Origin of the sequence: Arthrobacter sp. HMWF013 (assembly GCF_003061105.1) — a bacterium.
Taxonomy (GTDB): domain Bacteria; phylum Actinomycetota; class Actinomycetes; order Actinomycetales; family Micrococcaceae; genus Arthrobacter.
Window position 1 is genome coordinate 1 of sequence record NZ_QAIQ01000102.1, and the last position, 19,121, is coordinate 19,121.

General features: G+C 65.7%; 20 protein-coding genes. 13 read left to right on the forward strand and 7 right to left on the reverse strand.

Annotated features, from left to right (window positions below; all coding sequences use genetic code 11):
- The 6 genes from DBR22_RS04810 to DBR22_RS04835 all read left to right on the forward strand — a co-directional run.
- A partial coding sequence (locus DBR22_RS04810; protein ID WP_108598033.1) for a flavin reductase family protein occupies nt 1–1,126 on the forward strand: 1,126 nt, incomplete at its 5' end.
- Nucleotides 1,127–1,218: 92 nt separating this feature from the next.
- A complete protein-coding gene (locus tag DBR22_RS04815) occupies nt 1,219–2,205 on the forward strand; it encodes a LysR family transcriptional regulator (RefSeq protein WP_108598034.1) in 987 nt (328 codons plus the stop codon).
- 48 nt (nt 2,206–2,253) lie between these two features.
- Nucleotides 2,254–3,390, forward strand: a complete 1,137-nt coding sequence (locus tag DBR22_RS04820) for an LLM class flavin-dependent oxidoreductase (RefSeq protein WP_108598035.1) — start codon at nt 2,254–2,256, stop codon at nt 3,388–3,390.
- The gene (locus DBR22_RS04825) at nt 3,387–5,861 is read left to right on the forward strand and encodes a beta-glucosidase (protein WP_108598036.1); all 2,475 of its coding nucleotides are present in this window, start codon (nt 3,387–3,389) and stop codon (nt 5,859–5,861) included. Before DBR22_RS04820 ends, DBR22_RS04825 begins: the two co-directional genes overlap by 4 nt.
- Nucleotides 5,858–6,502 carry a TetR/AcrR family transcriptional regulator gene (locus tag DBR22_RS04830; protein WP_108598037.1) on the forward strand — a complete coding sequence of 215 codons (645 nt, stop codon included), beginning with the start codon at nt 5,858–5,860 and terminating at the stop codon, nt 6,500–6,502. Before DBR22_RS04825 ends, DBR22_RS04830 begins: the two co-directional genes overlap by 4 nt.
- A 119-nt stretch (nt 6,503–6,621) precedes the next feature.
- Nucleotides 6,622–6,924, forward strand: a complete 303-nt coding sequence (locus DBR22_RS04835; protein ID WP_108598038.1) for a hypothetical protein — start codon at nt 6,622–6,624, stop codon at nt 6,922–6,924.
- 111 nt (nt 6,925–7,035) lie between these two features.
- On the opposite strand, the gene DBR22_RS23705 is transcribed toward DBR22_RS04835, so the two are convergent.
- Nucleotides 7,036–7,182, reverse strand: a complete 147-nt coding sequence (locus DBR22_RS23705) for a hypothetical protein (RefSeq protein WP_181365031.1) — start codon at nt 7,180–7,182, stop codon at nt 7,036–7,038.
- Nucleotides 7,183–7,374: 192 nt separating this feature from the next.
- Between DBR22_RS23705 and DBR22_RS04840 the strand changes: the two genes are divergently transcribed.
- The 7 genes from DBR22_RS04840 to DBR22_RS04870 all read left to right on the forward strand — a co-directional run bounded on the left by DBR22_RS04840 (nt 7,375) and on the right by DBR22_RS04870 (nt 14,466).
- The gene (locus tag DBR22_RS04840) at nt 7,375–8,394 is read left to right on the forward strand and encodes a VOC family protein (protein WP_108598039.1); all 1,020 of its coding nucleotides are present in this window, start codon (nt 7,375–7,377) and stop codon (nt 8,392–8,394) included.
- 7 nt (nt 8,395–8,401) lie between these two features.
- A complete protein-coding gene (locus tag DBR22_RS04845) occupies nt 8,402–9,364 on the forward strand; it encodes a fumarylacetoacetate hydrolase family protein (protein WP_108598040.1) in 963 nt (320 codons plus the stop codon).
- The gene (locus DBR22_RS04850; RefSeq protein ID WP_108598041.1) at nt 9,361–10,404 is read left to right on the forward strand and encodes a cyclase family protein; all 1,044 of its coding nucleotides are present in this window, start codon (nt 9,361–9,363) and stop codon (nt 10,402–10,404) included. The genes DBR22_RS04845 and DBR22_RS04850 overlap by 4 nt, the downstream gene beginning before the upstream one ends.
- A gap of 74 nt (nt 10,405–10,478) precedes the next feature.
- The gene (locus DBR22_RS04855; RefSeq protein WP_108598042.1) at nt 10,479–11,603 is read left to right on the forward strand and encodes an FAD-dependent monooxygenase; all 1,125 of its coding nucleotides are present in this window, start codon (nt 10,479–10,481) and stop codon (nt 11,601–11,603) included.
- Nucleotides 11,600–12,670: an amidohydrolase family protein gene (locus DBR22_RS04860; protein ID WP_108598043.1), complete on the forward strand. Its 1,071-nt coding sequence runs from the start codon at nt 11,600–11,602 to the stop codon at nt 12,668–12,670. Before DBR22_RS04855 ends, DBR22_RS04860 begins: the two co-directional genes overlap by 4 nt.
- A gap of 10 nt (nt 12,671–12,680) precedes the next feature.
- Complete coding sequence (locus tag DBR22_RS04865) at nt 12,681–13,679, forward strand: fumarylacetoacetate hydrolase family protein (protein ID WP_108598044.1); 999 nt, start codon at nt 12,681–12,683, stop codon at nt 13,677–13,679.
- 1 nt (nt 13,680) lies between these two features.
- The gene (locus DBR22_RS04870; protein WP_108598045.1) at nt 13,681–14,466 is read left to right on the forward strand and encodes an SDR family NAD(P)-dependent oxidoreductase; all 786 of its coding nucleotides are present in this window, start codon (nt 13,681–13,683) and stop codon (nt 14,464–14,466) included.
- Nucleotides 14,467–14,487: 21 nt separating this feature from the next.
- Here DBR22_RS04870 and DBR22_RS25210 read toward each other — a convergent pair whose 3' ends face one another.
- The 6 genes from DBR22_RS25210 to DBR22_RS04900 all read right to left on the reverse strand — a co-directional run.
- Nucleotides 14,488–14,730, reverse strand: coding sequence for an SDR family oxidoreductase (locus tag DBR22_RS25210; protein WP_375134900.1), 243 nt, complete (start codon nt 14,728–14,730; stop codon nt 14,488–14,490).
- Nucleotides 14,631–15,593: a LysR family transcriptional regulator gene (locus DBR22_RS04880; RefSeq protein ID WP_108598049.1), complete on the reverse strand. Its 963-nt coding sequence runs from the start codon at nt 15,591–15,593 to the stop codon at nt 14,631–14,633. Before DBR22_RS04880 ends, DBR22_RS25210 begins: the two co-directional genes overlap by 100 nt.
- A gap of 35 nt (nt 15,594–15,628) precedes the next feature.
- Complete coding sequence (locus DBR22_RS04885; protein WP_108598046.1) at nt 15,629–16,846, reverse strand: MFS transporter; 1,218 nt, start codon at nt 16,844–16,846, stop codon at nt 15,629–15,631.
- 179 nt (nt 16,847–17,025) lie between these two features.
- Nucleotides 17,026–18,168, reverse strand: a complete 1,143-nt coding sequence (locus DBR22_RS04890) for a GGDEF domain-containing protein (protein ID WP_108598047.1) — start codon at nt 18,166–18,168, stop codon at nt 17,026–17,028.
- Between the two features lie 49 nt (nt 18,169–18,217).
- Nucleotides 18,218–18,871 carry a response regulator gene (locus DBR22_RS04895; protein ID WP_108598048.1) on the reverse strand — a complete coding sequence of 218 codons (654 nt, stop codon included), beginning with the start codon at nt 18,869–18,871 and terminating at the stop codon, nt 18,218–18,220.
- Nucleotides 18,871–19,121 (reverse strand): ATP-binding protein (locus tag DBR22_RS04900; protein WP_375134899.1); only part of this gene is annotated, 251 nt, incomplete at its 5' end. The genes DBR22_RS04900 and DBR22_RS04895, both read right to left, overlap by 1 nt.

The window sequence follows — 19,121 nt, forward strand, 5'->3', positions numbered from 1 at the left end:
CGGCCAATACCCCACCGGCGTCACCCTGATAACGGCAGCGCCCGGCGGGGCCGAACCCGCCGGCATGGTGGTGGGCACATTCAGTTCGGTGTCCCTGGACCCACCCTTGGTCGCCTTTATGCCGGATGTAAGCTCAACCAGTTGGCCCAGGATCCGGGAGGCCGGTTCGTTCTGTGCCAATGTGCTGACAGCCAGCCAGCAGGATGTCTGCCGGGCCTTCTCCCGCAAGGCAGAGGACCGGTTCAGCGCCAACGCGTGGGGCGACACTCCCTCCGGTAGCCCCAGGCTCGACGGAGCAGCGGCGTGGATTGACTGCGATATCGAGGACGTCATCCGTACAGGCGACCATGACATTGTGATCGGGCGCGTCAAGGCGCTCGGAGTGGGGTCTTCAAAAGAACTGCCCTTGCTGTTCCTGCGGGGAGGCTACGGTTCCTTCACCATTCCATCCATCATCTCGCCGGCAACAGCACTTACCCGCCACGTCAAAGCCGCGGACGCTGCCCGGCCGGAAATCGAAGCACTTGCTGAAGAACTCGATCTCGAGGTCCTCGTCAGCGGCGTCGTTGACGACTCGGTAGTGGTCCTGACGGCTGCCGGTATGGCCAGCTCACCGGGCGGCTCACCTTCCCGGGTGGGTGTTTCGTTTGGTTTGGCGGCTCCGCTGGCTCCCTTGCACGTGGCCTGGGCGGGAGAAGCCGCAGAGGCACGGTGGATCGCGAATGCGCGCAATGTGGTGGGCCATGTGGAAGCTGAGGTTGCCCATGCGGAACTGGAACATGTTCGCACTGCCGGCTACGCCGTCTCCGTCGACGTCGGTGCCGCGGCCGAGTTCGAGCGGATCGTCCACATTCCCAGTGACAGCGCCGCCCCGGACCTGAGCGGAGTCCTACCCCGCCTGATAGAGCATGCTGCATCCTCAGGGCCCGCGTCGATTGAAGATCCGGCCGGCGTCACGTCATTGCACGCCCCCGTTTTCGATTCCACCGGGCAAGTGGCGGTCACTCTGACACTTAACGGATTTTCCGGAACGGAAACGCCGGCACGCCTCGAAGCCTGCCGCGACCGGCTGCTGGTGGCTGCCAAAGCCATCACCGAAGGGATCGGAGGCCGCCACCCCTTCTAGGCTTGGCCATTTGACATGGCCCGGGCATTGACCCGGGGTGTGACCTGTCTCATAATTAGTATCAGTATTCTAATTCGAGTTTTGGAGAAATCATGGTCAATCTGCTGACAGCGGACCTCAACCTGCTGGTAGCGCTGGACGCTCTGCTCATAGAGCGGAACGTCACGCGCGCGGGTGCGCGGATCGGAATCAGCCAGCCTGCCATGAGCTCTTCACTGCAGAGGCTCCGGCGACAGTTTGACGATGAATTGCTGACCCGGGTGGGATCGGCCTATGAGCTCACCCCCCTGGCACAGGTGCTCAGGGAAGACGTTGCCGAGATTCTTCGGATGGTTGAGCGGACTTTCGACGCACAAGCCGTCTTCGATCCGGCCTCCTCAAGCCGGAGTTTCCGTGTCATCACGTCCGATTACTGCCTTACGGCATTGTCCGGAAAATTGATGTCCATGCTGCAGGAGGAGGCTCCCGGAGTGCAGGTCCACTTCGATGCGGTCACACCTTTGGCTGTTGAGCGCATCAAAGAGACACTGCAGAACGCGGACCTGATGCTGATTCCCAAGGGACATTTCTCCGGGTACCCCCACACTGAGCTCTTTACCGACAACTGGGTGTGCGTCACAGGATCCACCTCACCTGAGCGCACACTGACGGTTGAGGAAATGCGCGATGCGCGGTGGGCGCGGCTCTTTGGGGCCGAGGTCGATTCGACCCTCGCGGACCGCAGGGTCTATGACCTTCAGCTGGGCGAAAAGACGGACATCATTGTGGATAGCTTCCTGATGCTGCCCTTCGCCGTGGCGGGAACAGCAAGACTGGCCCTGGTGCAGGAGCGGCTCGCCCGCATGCTCGCATCCGTCGCAGGTGTCCGCATTATGCAGTTGCCCATCAGCCTGCCCACTCTCGTGGAATGCGCCTGGTGGCACCCGTCCAAGTCCGCTGACCCCGGACACCAGTGGTTCCGGAAGCTCGTGGCCCGTGCCGCGGCCCAACTCGAGTCAGAATCCCTCCGCGGCCCGCACTCTACCGATTCATCAGACCAAGGGCAGGACGGACCCATGCACGAGCCGCAGGTGGCTTAGCTGGTCCCGGCCTGGCAATACACATTTCCCACATCACCAGGAGTTCCCATGCACTTTTCACTGTTCCTCACCTCGCGTTCCCGCGGCCCTGAAGATGACCGTCCGGTCATGCAGGCCATGGTGGAACATGCCGTCGACGCCGAGCAAAAAGGCTTCGACGCCGTCTTCCTGCCGGACCATCACTTCACCGGCTACGCTCCCCCCGCCAGTGATCCTTTCGTGTTCGCCGCCTACCTTGCCGGCAAGCTGGAACGGATGCATTTCGGCTTCTCCGTCCAGACGCTCGCGTTGCACCATCCCGTGCGGTTCGCCGAGCGCCTGGCGCTCCTGGACCAACTGACTGACGGCAAGCTGCTGGTGGGCGTTGGCAGCGGAACCACCCCGGAAGAAATGATCGGGTTCGGGGTCAACTACCAGGACAGCTCACGCCTCGCCAACGAAAACCTTGAGATCGCCGAAAAGCTCTGGGCCAAGAAACCAGGCGATGATCCAGTTGTGTTCGACAATGGGCATTACCGCGGGGCAGTCGTTTCGCGCGTTGTTCCTGCTCCTTATACAAAGCCGGCGCCGCGCGTAATGTCCGTTGCCGCCCGCCCCTCCAGCGTGGAACGCGCGGCCAAGAATGCCCAGCCTGCATTCATCCTTGCGTTCACGCCGCCTGTGATCGACAGCGGCAACGCCTTCGAAGAGGTGCAGAAGAACTTCACCGTCTACCGGAATGCCCTGGAAGCTGCCGGCCACCCGGAAGAAGTGGTCAGGGCCGCCTTGGAATGGACCACCCATTCCTACCAGCACGTGCACATCGCCGAAACGGACGAGCAGGCTGCGGCCGAGATGGACATTATTCTGGAGCAGTACCAGGAAACCGTGGAACGCGAGCACGCGGCCAACAAGGCCGCCGAGGCCATCAGCGGCGTGGATCTTCGCCCGACGCCGGACGCCAGGACCGAAGGTTACAAAGGAACCTGGTGCCTTTACGGCAGCCCGGAAACAGTGGCCGCCGAACTCCAGAAGTACGCCGATCTCGGCATCGGCAACGTTCTCCTGGCAGTCATGGGCGGTCCCCTCACCGAAGAGCGCCGCCGCTTCACCGGGCAGACGATGCGCCTTTTCTCCGAACGCGTCCTGCCGCTGTTGGGCGCCGCCGAAACAGCAGGCGAAGCCGAAAAGGTCGCAGCCCTGTGACGGCGGGCCCGGCCACACGGATTCCGGCACCCGATGCCGAAGCCACCGGACCTGACCTCACCGGCGCAGAACTCACCGGCGGCCTCAACGGCTGGAGCACAACAGCCAGTGCCGACGCCGGCGTAGACGAGATGGTCCTCCTTGACGGCCCGCTGGGCATAGTCAGCAAGGCAATGGACGAACGCGATACCTCGCTGATCATGCCTTCCGGGACGTCGTTGGCGGCCACCTGGGACCCGGCACTGGTTTCCGACATCGGCCAGCTGATCGGCCAGCAAGGTACCGAACGCGGAGTGTCGGCGATCCTGGGACCCAATCTGAACCTGCCCCGCTCGCCCCTCACCGGCCGGGGATTCGAGATGTTCTCCGAAGACCCTTACCTGACGGGCGTACTGGGTGCCGCATGGGTGGAGGGCGTCCAGTCGCAGGGAGTGGGCTCCTGCACCAAGCATGTGGTCGCCAACGATACCGAGACGGAACGACGCAGGATGAACTCCCGCGTCGATCCCGTCACCTTGCGCGAGACGTACCTTCGTCCGTTTGAAGCGGCGGTGCGGTCAGCGAATCCATGGATGCTGATGATGGCGTACAACCGCGTGAACGGCACGCACTGCTCGCAGCACTCGGATCTGATCAACATCCTCAAAAAGGACTGGAACTACGACGGCGTGGTGGTTTCTGACTGGTACGGGGTGGACGACACCGTGGCTGCCGCCAGGGCAGGGCTGGACCTGGAGATGCCTGGTCCAGCCAGGTATCTCGGAGTCCATTTTGCCGAGGCCGTCGCCTCCGGCGATGTTCCCGAAGCCCGCTTGCGCGACGCCGTCGAACGCATCAGCCGCCTGGCCGACAGGGCCGGGCGGCGGACCGGCGGCGCCGTTTCCGCGCCTGCCCGCCTCCGCTCTCCGGAGGAGCAGCGGGATGTCCTCGGCAAGGCTGCGGCGGCATCGTTCGTGTTGCTGGAAAACAGGGACAACCTGTTGCCGTTGGATAAGTCCGGGATCCGCACCCTCGCCGTCGTGGGTCCAAACGCCGCAAAGCCATGCTTCCAAGGCGGAACATTCGCCACGGTACGGCCGGAAGGCGAACTGGTCACGCCGCTGGACGCCATCCACGAAGCCTTCGGTCCGGGCGTGGAGATCCTGTACGAGCCGGGCGCGGTGCCGACGTCCGCTGTATCGCTGACGGAGCTCGGCAGCACCGCACCTGATGGCATGCCCGGAGTCCTTTTGGAAGTCCTTCCGCACGCCAGCGGCAAGGCCACCGACGAGGTCCTCTACAGCGAAGTCCGGCAGGCTTCGTCGTTCGTGTGGTTCGGCCCCGTTCCCGGCCTTGGGGCCGGCCTTCCGGGCCGGGCCCGCATCACGGCACGCCTAAAGCTTGAGTCATCGGCGCGCTGGACGCTGGGAGCCGGGGGTACGGGCATCAGCTCACTAACGGTTGACGGCAAGCTCATTATGGAGGTCCCGCCGCCGGCGCCGGACGACGTAATGGGCGTTGTGGCACGAGCCGAGACCCAGCAGATCACCCTCGAGCTGCCCGCCGGTGAGGTGGAAGTGGTGGTCGAGATGGCGTTCCGGCCCGGCAGGGTCCAGGCCATCACCGCCGTTGCCGCCCCCGAGCAGGCCTCTGACCCGCTGACCGACGCGGTGGCCATCGCGGCACGCGCGGACGCCGTCATTGTGGTGGTCGGCGACGAGCAGGGCTCCTCCCGCGAAAGCGCTGATCGCACGACGGCGGCACTCGATCCCGCCTGCGACCGGTTGGTTGACGCCGTGGCGGCAGTCAACACGGAGACGGTAGTGGTGGTCAACGCATCCCGCGCCGTGCTGTTGCCGTGGGCGGACAAGGTGAAGGCCCTGTTGATGGCGTGGTTCCCGGGCCAGGAGTTCGGCCGGGCACTCGCGTCTGTCCTCACCGGCAGCACGGCACCGTCCGGGCGGCTCCCCGTGTCCTTTCCGGCACGGAACGAAGACATCCCCGGCTGGGGTGTGGGACTGGACGCGGAGCTCACTTTGGACTACGCGGCCAGCGAACCGATGGGTTACCGGCATTTCCAGGGAACGGGCCAGGCGCCGCGCTATTCCTTCGGGTTTGGGCTGGGATACACGGAGTTTGCGCTGGTGGAGGCCGTGGCGGCAGGCAAAGCTGTGCAAGATACCAACGCGGCGGACGGCGTCGAAGGCGTTGGGGTCCGTGTCACCCTGCGTAATTCGGGACACTCCGCCGGGCGGGACGTTGTCCAGGTCTATGGCAGGGCCGCTGGCGAGACCGGTTTCCGGCTCATGGGATTCGCGTCCCTTGACGTGGGTGCAGGCGACACTGCCGAGGCGCGAATTGCCCTGGACCCGCTCGGCTTCAGGCGATGGGACGCCGCGGCGTCGGCTTGGACGGTCCCCGCCGGAGAGTGGGAACTCCGGGCAGCAAGAAATGCTGCAGAGGACGGGATCCTCTGTAGGATCGCGTTGTGACGCTTCCGGACACCAAGTCCCGCGAGCCGAAGCAGGCCAGGAGCCGCCAGTCGTTTGAAAAGACGATCGAGGCGGCCCTGGCCCTGCTTCAGGAGCGGGGAAACGACGAATTCACGCTGGCCGATGTCAGTGCGCGGTCCGGGGTGTCCATCGGCTCCATCTATGCACGGTTCCAGGGCAAGGATGAGCTCCTTCGCGTCGCACACGGCCGGAAAATGGATGACATCGATGCCGTATCGAGCCATCTTTTTGAACCACTCCCCACGCGGCCCGATGCAGCACTGGAAGCCGTGGCACGGGAAGCCATTGATTTGGTCATCGTGGTCCTCCGCCGGTACGCGGACATCCTCCGCCCCTTTATGCTCCGCGCTACCCAGGACGAGACCATTTCCCAGCGGGGCGCAGCGGCCCATGCAGCCCTTGCTGCCCACTTCGCCGAGGTGCTGGGTAAATGGCCGGGCGGCTTCCTGGGCCAGGCTGAGATCGACTGGTGCTTCAACGTCGTCTACAGCGTCGTGGCACGCAGATTGGGCCTGGGCAGCACCGTGGAGGGCAGCGGGACCCTGGACTGGCCGGAAATTGCCGAGAAGCTCGCCGGAATGGTGGCTTCCTATCTCACAGCCAGTCTGCCGGACGCCTGATACTTCCGGCATAGGCAAGAGCAATACCGGCTATCCAAAAGCTCGTCTTCCGGACACTCCGCGACCCTCGGCATAGTGGATTCAACGATCGAATTCCCTGTTGATTGAAAGGAGATCCTGTGCACGTGCGCGTCAGCCCCGGATCCGTAGCACTGGATGAACCAGATGACTGCACCACCTTCAAGGTCCTGCTGTCCGAAGGGGCGAAGGATGACCTGCCGGACCTTCTCGAGTCTGCCGCCGCCGGCAGGCTGGATGATTCGGACGTGCTGGTCTCCGTGGACTGGATCAAGAGCGAATGCGCCGGGCGGATCGGTATGGGCTGGAACTACCGCTTCGCCAACATGCTCGTTTATGCGGCAGGAAAGGGCTGGTTGAGCGAGGATGGGAGCCACGTACGGGCCCACGTAGAGACGTTCTGAATTCGGCCACACCGCCGGACAAGAGCTATAGAAAGGCCTCGGCGCTCTCATGCGCCGAGGTCTTTCTGCTTAGCCAAGGCCCTCCTGTTTAAAGGGCCAACCCAACCGTCATTAGAAGGCCTCCCGGATCAACCCATAGGGAACGCCGGGATGCGCGCGCACGATGTAGCGGTCCAGCCCGATACGTGAGATGAGAATACCGGTGCGGTGCTCCAGCCGGCGATGGTGGTGGAAATAGGAACCTTCGATGCCACGCATCTGCTTTTGTTATGGACTCTCCTGAGTGAGGCACTGGAAGCCGCGGTCGAGGCCAGAACGTCCCACTCCCACTATTTGTGGGATGGATGCCAGTCATAGGAAAACTGTTCTTCCCCGGATACTTGCGCTGCTTCAGAGTGGTTACAGGACCTGCAGCAAACAGAAGCAGCCAGAACCCAGAAGGAATTCAACGTGGAAACTCCCCTCTCCCATCTTGCCCACCTTGAGATCACCACGCCGGACGTCGAAGCCTCGGCACGGTTCTACGAGGAAAAGTTCGGCATGCGCATCATTGACCGTGTGGACGGCAACGTCTACCTGCGCTGCTGGGGCGATTACTACCGCTACAGCCTGGTCATCACCGAAGGAGCCGAGGCATCGCTGGGCCGGATGGCATGGCGCACCAACTCCCAGGCGGCCCTCGAAGCCGCAGCGGCCCGGGTCGAGTCAACGGGCGTTCAGGGCACCTGGACCGCCGGCGGCCATGGCTACGGCAAGGCTTACGAATTCACCGGTCCGTACGGCCACCGGATGCGGCTCTTCTTCGACGTCGAGAAGTTCGTGGCCGAACCCGGCTTCGAGTCCACCTACCCCGACCGCCCGGAGCGCCGCAGCAGCCACGCCGCCGCACCCCGGTTCCTCGACCACGTCACCGTCGCCTGCTCCGACGTCCGCGGCTTCGCCAAGTGGTACAACGAAGCCCTCGGCTTCCGCGTCATGGCCTTCGTGGACCTGGACGAAGCGCCCATCACCGTCTTCTCCGTGCTCACCACCAACGAGAAGTCCCACGACCTCGGCGTGGTCCTGGACACCTCCAGCCGCGCCGGCCGCGTCAACCACATCGCCTTCTGGGTGGACGCCACCGAGGACCTGCTCCGTACCGCGGACGTCATGATGGAAAACGGCACCCCCATGGAATACGGCCCCTCCATCCACGGCGTGGGCGAACAGAACTTCCTGTACTTCCGCGACCCGTCGGGCCTGCGCGTCGAACTGAACTCCGGCGGTTACCGCAACTACGTTCCGGACTGGGAAGCCAACACCTGGAAGCCGTCGCTGGGGTCCAACAACTTCTACAAGAACGGCGCCATGCCGCACTCGATGACGGAATCCTTCCCGCCGGCGGAGGGTTTCACCGCCACTGAAGAAGGCGCCTCCGCCGCGATGAAAGAAGCCCTGCTGAACCCGTATGCCAAGCAGGGACGGGGCTAAGATAAATATGCCTGAAGTGACATATTCCCTGATCCGGTTCCAGGAGCAGGGCGACAGCAAGGCCCGCACCGGCCTGCTGACCGGCGGCCGGGTCCTGCCTCTGGACGGGGATATCAACTCCCTGATCCAGCACTGGGACACCACCGAGGAACAGCTCGATCAGCTGGCCGCGTCCGCTGGCGACAGCTCGGGCCTCAAGCTGGCCGACGTCGAGGTCCTTTCCCCGGTGGAACCGGTCCAGGTCCTGCAGACCGGGGCAAACTACCGCAAGCACGTGATCGACCTCGCCGCGGCCCACCGCGAACCCGGCCAGGACGAACAGGAAGTTCGCACCAAAACCGCAGCCATGATGGACAAGCGGGCAGGCCAGGGAACACCGTACTTCTTCATCGGGCTCCCGACGGCGATCGCTTCCGCCACGGACGACCTCACCCTGCCGGCCTACTCCACGTCCCACGACTGGGAGCTGGAACTGGCTGCAGTCATCGGCAAGACGGCGTTCCGGGTCACCCCGGAGGAGGCGCTGGAGTACGTGTTCGGCTACACCATGGTCAATGACATCACCACGCGTGAGTACGTTTTCCGCAAGGACATGCCCGCCATCGGCTCGGACTGGTACCGCGCGAAGAACGCCCCCGGCTTCCTGCCCACCGGCCCATTGCTGGTGCCCGCCAAGTTCTTCGGCGATCCGCAGGACGTGCAGGTGACGCTGAAACTGAACGGCACGGCCATGCAGGACGAATCAACCCAGGACATGATCTTCGGAGTGGCCAAGCTGGTCAGCGAAGCGTCGCAGATCATGCCTCTGCGCCCGGGCGATCTGGTCCTCACCGGCAGTCCGGCCGGCAATGGCCAGCACTGGGGCCGGCTGCTCCAGGATGGCGACGTCATGGAAGGCACCATCACCGGCCTGGGCACGCAGCTGATCCACTGCAAGGATGAAGTTTTCGCTGAGGGAAGCAAGCAGTGACCACGCAGGACACCGCTCTGACGGGCAACGCCGCCACCGGGGAATCAGCCGATTCCCCGGTGATCCGGCGTTCTGACCCGCTGGCCAGCATCCGGGCCATGGCCGCGGCCCACAACAACTGGGGCCGCTGGGGTGCCGATGACGTCCTGGGGACGCTGAACTTCATCGACGCGGCCAAGCGGATCGAGGCCGCCGCGCTGGTACGCACCGGCGAAGCGTTCTCACTGTCCCAGCCGTTCGACACCAACGGACCCCAGAAGGGCTGGCGCCGCCGCACCAACCCGGTGCACACCATGACGGACACGGGGGTTGACGCCGAGCGCGGCAATCAGGGTTTCCCGCACGGAATCGGCGGTGCTGACGACGTGATCTCCATGCCCCTGCAGTGCTCTACCCAGTGGGACGGCCTGGGCCACATCTTCGACCAGGGCAAGGCCTGGAACGGCAGGGCCGCCGGGGACGTGGTCACCTCCGAAGGAGACCTGGTCACCGGCATCGAAACCGCCGCGGCCAAGATCGTCACCCGTGGCGTGCTGCTGGACGTGGGCCGGGCGCTCGGCCCGGACCTGGGAAGAAACGACGGCGAACTCCCGGACGGTTTCGCCATCACCCCGGAACACCTCCAGCGGACCATAGAACTGCAGGGACCCAGCTCGAAGGTGGGCCGCGGCGACATCGTGGTGATCCGCACCGGCCAGTACACCAGGACCCGCCGCGAGGGCTGGGGCGACTACGCCGGCGGCGCGGCACCCGGGTTGTCCTTCACTGCGGCCCCCTGGCTCCACCGTTCCGAAATCGCCGGGATCGCCACCGACACTTGGGGTTTTGAGGTCCGGCCGAACGAGTTCGACGAAGCCTTCCAGCCCCTCCACCAGATCGCCATCCCCAATCTGGGCCTCTTCCTGGGCGAAATGTGGGACCCGGATGGTTTGGCGGAAGCGTGCGCCGTGGACCGCAGGTACGACTTCCTGCTCACCGCTGCACCGCTTCCCATCACCGGGGCTGTGGGATCACCGGTCAACCCCATAGCCCTCAGATAACCCGCGGCTGGATCACACCAAACCCGCAGGGCGCCATTAGCAGCAGTAAAGCCGTCAATACAAAGGAGTCAGCGATGGCAGCAGTACAGAACGTCGGAATCGTCGGAGCGGGAGCCGCGGGACTGACCGCAGCCATCCTGCTGGCCGACGCCGGAATCCAGGTGGAAGTCCTGGAAAAGGCCGAAGCCCCGCAGACGCTGGGCTCCGGCATTACCCTGCAGGGCAACGCACTGCGGATCCTCCGCCAGCTCGGCGTCTGGGACCAGGTGGAGCCAAAGGGTTATGCATTCAGCACCCTCGGCCTTCGCGCCCCGAACCCGGACGGCACCGTCATCGCGGTCCTGGATGACATGCGGACCGGCGGCGAGGACCTCCCCGCCACCCTGGGCATGTACCGCCCGGACCTCACCGCCATCCTCCGCGAACGTGCCGAGCAGGCGGGGGCGCGGATCAGCTACGGCAAAACAGTCACCGGAAAATCGGACGACGGCTGCTCCGTCACCGTGAACACCACCGACGGTGCCAGCTCCCGCTATGACCTCTTGATCGGTGCCGACGGCCTGCATTCGGCCGTCCGCAAGGCCATGGGCATCGACGTCGAACCCCAGCCCACGGGCATGGGCATCTGGCGCGCCTTCGTGGAGCGGCCCGCCGACGTGGTCCGCACGGATCTCACCTACGGCGGTCCCTGCTTCATTGCCGGCTACTGCCCCACCGGCCCGGACACCATCTACGCCTACCTCGTGGAAAAGGCCCAGGAGCGCAAGCCCGAGGACGGCCCGCGCATCATGACCGAACTCGCCGCGGCCTACGGCGGGCCGTGGAACGGGATCCGCGCCAACCTGGACCACAGCGCCCGCATCAACTACACGTGGTTCACCACCCACATCGTGGACGGCCCATGGAACCGCGGCAGGTCAGTCATCATCGGCGACGCCGCGCACAGCTGCCCGCCCACGATTGCCCAAGGTGCGGCCATGGCACTCGAAGACGCTGCCGTACTGGCGGAACTGCTGATCAACGCCGACGAGGTCTCCGAGACGCTGTGGAAGGAATTCACCGACCGCCGTCTGGACCGGGCCAAAGCAGTAGTCACCGCTTCCGTCCAGCTGGGCCAGTGGATGCTCGACGGCGTCCGCGACGCCGACGTGCCGGGCCTTATGCATTCCATCTCGAGCATGGTCAAGGAACCGGCATGAGCGAAGAACGAACCAACCCCACCGTCGACGTCCACGCGCACATTCTGCTTCCTGCCCTGCAGCAGTTGGTGGCCGAAGCCGATCCCGAGGGCTTCGGAGCGCAGCAGGCACTGGAGGTCCGGCGCAACGGACCCGAATCCATGGCAGCCTCGGGCAGGATGATCAAGGAGCGCTGGCCTCAGCTGACCGATCTAGGACGCAGGCTGGCGGACATGGACGCGCAAGGCGTTGATGTGCAGCTGGTCTCGCCGTCGCCGTCGCACTTCTACTACTTCGCCGGCGAAGAGCTGTCCCTGCAGGTGGCGAAGGCCGCCAACCACGCCGTCCGCGAGTTTGTGGACCGCGCGCCGGAGCGCCTGAACGGGCTGGGGCTGGTCCCGCTTCAGCACCCCGCGCTGATGGTGGAAGCCCTTGAGCACGCGGTTCTGGAGTGCGGGCTGCTCGGCGTGGAGATCGGCTCGTTTGCGGCCACGCCGAACGATCCGGACCGCAGCACTGTTGAGCTTTCCGATCCCCGGCTGGAACCGTTCTGGACCCGGGCGGAGGAACTGGGCGCCCTGGTGTTCCTGCACCCGTTCGGCTGCTCACTGGATGAGCGCCTGGACCGGTTTTACCTGGCCAACACCGTCTCCCAGCCTGCCGAAAACGCAGTTGCCCTGTCCCACCTGATCTTCAGCGGTGTGCTGGACCGGCATCCGGGCCTCAAGGTCCTGGCTGCCCATGGCGGCGGCTACCTTCCCACCAGCCTGGGCCGCTCCGACCATGCGTGGAAGGTCCGGCCGGAGGCACACGGCTGCGCCCAGGCGCCGTCGTCGTATCTGAAAAAGCTCCACTTCGACTCCCTGGTCCACAGCGCCGCCGAACTCCGTGCCCTCGTGGCGGCCGCCGGTCCGGAACAGGTGCTGCTCGGCTCCGACTACCCGTTCGACATGGGCTCCGACCTTCCGGTGGACGAAGTCCAGGCCGCCGGTCTCCCTGCCGATGACGAGGTCCAGGTTTTGGGCGGCAACGCCGCCGCCCTGGGCATCACCGCATCTGCCCTGCTCGCCGAACACCCCACGCTTTAAGGAACACTCAATGGTCAAGATTGCACGCTGGAACCACGACGGCGGGACGCAGTCCGGGTTTGTGGACGGGGGCAACTGCTACGCGCTGCCGGCCAGCCACAGTGTCCAGGACCTGCTCGACGGCGGGCTGGAAGCGGCCTTGGGTGCCGCCCGGGAAACCGTCGGTTCCGCCGCGCCGGTGCCGCTGGCCGAGGTGGAGCTGCTGGCGCCGCTGGTCCCTGCCAGCATCCGGGATTTTGTGGCGTTCGAGGAACACGTTGAGGGGGTGCGGAAGAGCATCGACGGCGTGGCTGGAGTGGTGCCCGAATGGTACGAGGCGCCCACCTTCTATTTCACCAATCCGCATACGGTGACGGGCACCGGCGAGGTAATTGGCATTCCGGCGGGATGCACGGACCTGGACTTCGAAACGGAGGTTGCCGCCGTCGTCGGCCGCGTGCCGGCGAGCGATGGCCGCAACCTGACCGCGGAGGAAGCGCACCGGCACATCTTCGGTTACACGATCCTGAACGACTGGTCGGCGCGGGACCTGCAGCGGAGGGAGATGAAAGTCAGCCTGGGGCCGTGCAAGGGCAAGGATTTCTCCAATACCCTGGGGCCGTGGATCGTTACCGCCGACGAGTTCGAGGAGCGGCACGACGCCGAGGGATTCCTGCCGATCTCCATGGCCGTGGAGGTCAACGGGCAAGCGATCGGACAGGACCTGCTCTCCAACATGGGCTGGCCGTTCGCCGAGCTCGTGGCCTACGCCTCGCAGGATTCGGTGGTGCGGCCCGGCGACGTTCTGGGCTCCGGGACCTGCGGCAGCGGCTGCCTGGCTGAACTCTGGGGGCGGAACGGATCGAAGACTCCCCCGCCGCTGCAGACAGGCGACGTAGTGCGGATGACGGTGGAGGGCATTGGAACCATCGAAAACACCGTGGGGACGCGGCGCGAGGCCGTGACCCGGGTGGCTGCCCGGCCACGGCCACGCAACCGGGTTGCCGCAGTGGCCTCTGCCGGACACTAAGGTGGTTTCCCTTCAGCTCGACGGCCGGACCGTAGTGGTCACCGGTGCCGGCCAGGGGCAGGGTGCCGCCGAGGCGCGGTTCCTGGTGGAAGCCGGGGCGCGCGTCATCGCGACTGACCTTGCGGCAGATGTCCCGGCAGGGCTCACTGCGTTGCCTTCGGCTTCGGTTTCGGCTGGCGCCGGGCTGGTCTACCGGCAGCTGGATGTCACCGACGCGTCCGGCTGGTCCCGCCTTGCGGGCTGGATCAAGGCGCAGGGCTGGGCCGTTGACGGGCTGGTGAACAACGCCGGAATCACCCAGCGCAGCCGCTTGCTGGACGCTTCGGTGGCCGATTTGCAGCGGGTCTACGAGGTGAATGTGGCCGGCTCCCTGCTGGGGATCCAGGCACTCGCTCCCCTCATGGGCGGCGGGTCATCGATTGTGAACGTCGGCTCCGTGGCGGGCGTGACTGCGCACTATCCGGTGGCGTACACCGCCAGCAAATGGGCCCTGCGTGGGCTGTCCCAGGTGGCTGCCATGGAGCTCGGCCCGCGCGGGATCCGCGTTAACACCGTCCACCCGGGCTTCATCGACACTCCCATGACCGCGGGCGCCAGGCCGGAATTCCGGGTGGCCACCCTCGCAGAGACGCCGCTGGGCCGCACGGGAAGCGTGGAGGAGGTGGCCGGAGTCGTGCTGTTCCTCCTCAGCCCTTTATCCTCATTCGTGACAGGGGCGGAGATCCCCGTGGACGGCGGCCAAGCGGGCCACGGCGGGGCCATGTCCGTCTCCGACGCCATGCGTTAAGGCGCCTCCCCCGCAGCACCTTTAGCCGGGCAGCACAGCCGACCAGCCGCCGTCGACCATCAGGTTGGCACCCGTTACATAGGACGCTTCGTCCGAGGCAAGGAACAGCGCGCATTTCGCCACTTCTCGCAGGGATGCCCGGGAAGGAGAACGGCGCGTTTGCTCTACTTGGTATCCGCGGCGTCGATAGTCACCGGATGGGCCATGACAGGGAAGAGTTCGTGCAGCCGCAAACAGGCCCGCTGCACCACGGACCGCAACCAGACGCTGGCAGGGTCCTCCGTCTGGGAGGGGTGCCAGTACATGGCCTCCACCAGGGACGCCTCGGAGCCTTCGGCAAACTCCAGCACCACAATGTCCCCGCCGCGCTGGGCCCGGGCGGCCAGCATCCGCGGGACCAGCGCCACCAGGTCAGTCCCTTCAACGAGCAGCGGCAGGGACAGGAACCCGGCCACCACGGCTGCCACGCGGCGCTGCACTCCGCCGGCGTCGAACAGCTTGTCCGCCGGAGTGCTGATTCCCTCGCCGAAATAGCCGACGGCGTGGGGCACCGTGGCCAGGTCCGCCAGTGTCAGCCGGGGGTGCTGGAGCAGGGGGTTGCCGGCGTCGGCCACGGCCACGAAGCTGTCCCGGAAGAGCTGTTTGGTGGCGCCCTGCATGTGGTAGCCCGTGGGCCCTACGAGCAGGTCGATCTTTGAGTAGTCAGCCATCTGGCCCTGGATGCCGGAACCGGCGGTGGGCACGAAGTCCACCGAGACGTTCGGCGCCTCTTCCAGCAGGATCCGCCGCAGCGGCCCCACCATCAGCGCCGCCGCATAGTCCGAGGCGGCGATGATGAACTCCCGCTCACTCGAGGCGGCATCGAAGCCGGACCGCACGCGGGTGGCCCGCTGGACGTGAAGCATCGCTTCGTCAACCAGCGGGACCAGCGAATGAGCAAAGGGCGTCAGCTCATAGGTGCGTCCGTTGCGGACCAAAAGTTCGTCGTCGAAATGGCGCCGGAGCCTGGCCATCGCCGCGCTGGTGGCTGGCTGGCTGAGCTGCAGCCGCTCCGCCGCCCGGGAAACGTTCTTCAGCTCCAGCAGGACCTGCAGCTGGGGCAGCAGGTTCAGGTCCAGGTTCTTCATACCCATAGGTTATCCGTGGCGGGAGTTGCTCCCGTTCAGTGGCTGACGGGCACCATCCGCGGCCCGCGGACCAGGACTGCCAGGAATGCCACCACACAGGCGATTCCCAGTGCTCCGAGGGCGAGGCTGAGGCCACCCAAAGCCCCGGCAGCCACGCCCAGGACGATGGGCGTCAGGAACTGGCCGATGAACAGCGTTCCGGTCCAGATGCCTGTCCCGCGGCCGCGCTGCTGGAATTCCAGGCCGTTGACCGCCCACGTCAGCAGGGTGGGCAGCAGCACGCCCGTACCGGCGCTGGCGATGACTGCCCCTGCAATGGCCAGCGGTACGCTGCCCGCAATGGAGACCAGGAAAAGTCCGACGGCGGCCAGCCCGAAGGCGAGCGCCAGCAGGTTCCGGGTACCCAGCTTCGCCAGGAACCGGAAAGAGATGGCCCCGGCTGCCGTGGCCAGGGAGGCGATGGCCGCGGCGAGACCGATCAGGGCGGCGTCGGCAACGCCAAGCCCGGTAATGACATATGGCAGGTGCACAATCAGGGCGTAGAACACGATCCCGCCGAACAGTGTCACTGCGGCGGGGACACCGATCTGCCGCCATGGCACCGGTGTCCTGGCCGCCGTCGTGCGCTGGCTCTTTGCCGGCTCCCAGAGCTTGAAGATCATCGGGATCACTATGACGGCGCTGACCGCATAGAGCCAGAACGGCGTCCGCCAGCTGATGCTGCCGAGGGCGCCGCCGAGCGCGAAGAAGGCGGTGGCGGCGAGTGCGCTGACCATGGTCTGGAGGCCGAGGTACTTGTTCCGCTGCTGGCCCGCGTAGTAGTCGGTGATGAGCGTGGTGCAGCAGGTCATGATGGCGGCCTCGGCGATGCCAACGCCCACCCGGGACAGGGCGATGTATTCCAGGGTGCCCAGCCACAGCGGGGCCGTCCCGAAGGCCGCGTAGGCCAACATGGCGAAGATCAGCAGCTGCTTCCGGCCCACCCTGTCCGCGACGTACCCGGCGAGGGGCGAAAACAATGCCACAAACAGAGCTGGCAGCGTGAGAGTGAGCGGCACCAGGATGGCCACGCCGGGGGTGTCCGCGAACGCCTGGTTCAGGGTGGGCAGGACCGGAGCCAGCAGGACCGCTCCCAGGACCGGCATGCAGCTGCCGGCGACAAGAAGGGCCGCCTGGAGCCGTCCCGCTGTCTTCGCCCCGGCACCGGGCGTCCCGCGGCTGGTTTCAGTACCAGCGAGCTGAATATTCTCCATTGAATCTTCCTTAGCCTTGTGATGGTCACGTCAGGGATCAGCGCTTTTCCGGCGCCAAAAAGTGACTGTCCTCACTGTGGCAAGGCTTGGAGTATCGGGGAATCAGGCATTTGGGATAGCTGGTATCCACCGGACGGATGGCAGGGATGCCTAAAGGCTCGCGGCCGGACCTACGCGCTTCAGTCGCTGTGGACCGTCCGGTTCCGGCCCTGCGACTTGGCCATGTACAGCGCCCGGTCCGCGGAGGCGATGAGGTCCTCCACACCGGAGGTCCCGGGGTTGTACAGGGCAACACCGTAACTGACGGTGGGCATCTCCAGGCCGTCGGTGGTGGGGATCTGGGCGAGGTGGCGGCTGATCTCGCCCGCGATCTTCTCTGCCCGTGACGCGGAGGCACCCGGGAGCAGGAGCACGAACTCTTCGCCGCCATACCTGCCCACCAGATCGGTGGACCGGACGGTGTTCAGGCACGCACCCGCGAACGACTGCAGGGCAACATCGCCGGCGGCGTGGCCGTGGGTGTCGTTGACCGATTTGAAATGGTCCAGATCCGCCAGGATCAGTGCTCCCGTCCCCTGGGTGACGGCTGGATCGTGCAGCAGTTCCGCGGCCATGTCCAGGAATGCCTTGCGGTTGAGGAGCCCGGTGAGATCGTCCCGGGTGGCCACCATCCGCAGTGTCCTGGTCTGCTGTTCGTTGCTGAGCGCCGACATGCTGAAGGACACCACCACCAGCAGGACCATGGTCACCAGGGTTGTTACTGCGGAGCCGAAGATCGTGACGAAGGTGGGCCCGTTCTGGCCCTCCAGCAGGAACGCAAGGGTCCTGCCGAAATAGAACACGGACAGCCCTCCCGCTGCGGCGGCCATCGGGACCCTGACCCGGGAATAACCTGGCTCCAGCCGCCACAGTTCCCGGGATGCGAGCCCTATGGTCAGGCACATCGCGCCAAGGAATACCGGGCCGCCGGACCAGGTGTTGGTGCCGGGGTTATCGAGTGCGGAGGCCACGAGCGTGACAAGCGGTACCCCCGTGAAAACCCACCGCTGCGGCCGGACATCACGGAGGGACCTGGCTCCTGCCCAGACCGCCACGCCACCATGGACCAGCAGGACGTTGCCCAGCGGATTCGCCCACCACTGATGCGGTGTTCCGTCGAGGAGGAAGGCGGCGGATCCGGCAAGGAAGAAGACCAGCGCCAGGCACCACCAGCCGCTGTACGGGGAGCGCGTGTACCGGTAGGACGAGAAATAGAACAGCAAGCCGAGGACCAAAGCCATGACGCCGAAGGCGACCCGCAGCGTAGCTGTATCCAGGACCATTTCCGAAGTTCCCCTGACGACGAAGAGCTGAACGCCCAGTATCGCACCGTTAGTGGCCTGGAGCGCGGATGATCCTTCGCTGCGCGGCCAGGGAAATGGCGGAGGTCCGGTTGTCTACGCCCAGCTTGCCGTAGATGTGCACCAGGTGGGTCTTGACGGTGGCCTCGGAAATGAACAGCTGCCGGGCGATGGCGCGGTTGGTCAGTCCGGTGGCCAGCAGTTCAAGCAACTGCACCTCGCGGGGGGTCAGTGCCGTTTGCGGGCTGCTGATCCGCGATATCAGCAGTGCCGCAACTTTCGGGGCCAGCGCCGTCTCACCGGCGGACGCCGCCAGCACGGCCTGCCGGATCTGTTCCGGCGGCGCGTCCTTGAGCATGTAGCCGCTCGCTCCCGCCTCCACCGCAGCCAGGATGTCCGATTCGGTGTCGTACGTGGTCAGAATGAGGACCGGCGGCGGGGAATCCAGCCGCCGGATCGCCGCCGTGGCAGTGACCCCGTCCATTCCGGTGCCCATCTGCAGGTCCATCAGCACCACGTCCACCCGCTCCCCCAGGGTCCGGAGCCGGGCGAGTTCGCGCAGGGCGGCGTCCCCGTCCGAGGCTTCGGCCGCCACACTGACGTCCTCGAATCCGGTGAGCATGGCCCGCAGCCCGGCGCGGACCACGGGGTGGTCATCCACCAGCAGAATACGGAGGCCCCCCATCAGGACCGCTCCCCCGCGGACAAAGCATCTCCGGTGAGCGGAAGCCGGACGGCGACGACGGTTCCCTCGCCGGGGGCCGCCTCCACCTCGAGCGAGCCGTCCAGTTCGCCCACGCGGGCAGCCAGCGAGCGCAGCCCGAAGCCGCTGCCGTCCGCCCGCCCGGCCAGGCCGGAAACCGCGGCTTCCGGCGAAAAGCCCGTGCCGTCGTCGTACACGTCAAGGGTGACTTCGTCCCCGAGGAAGGCCAGGG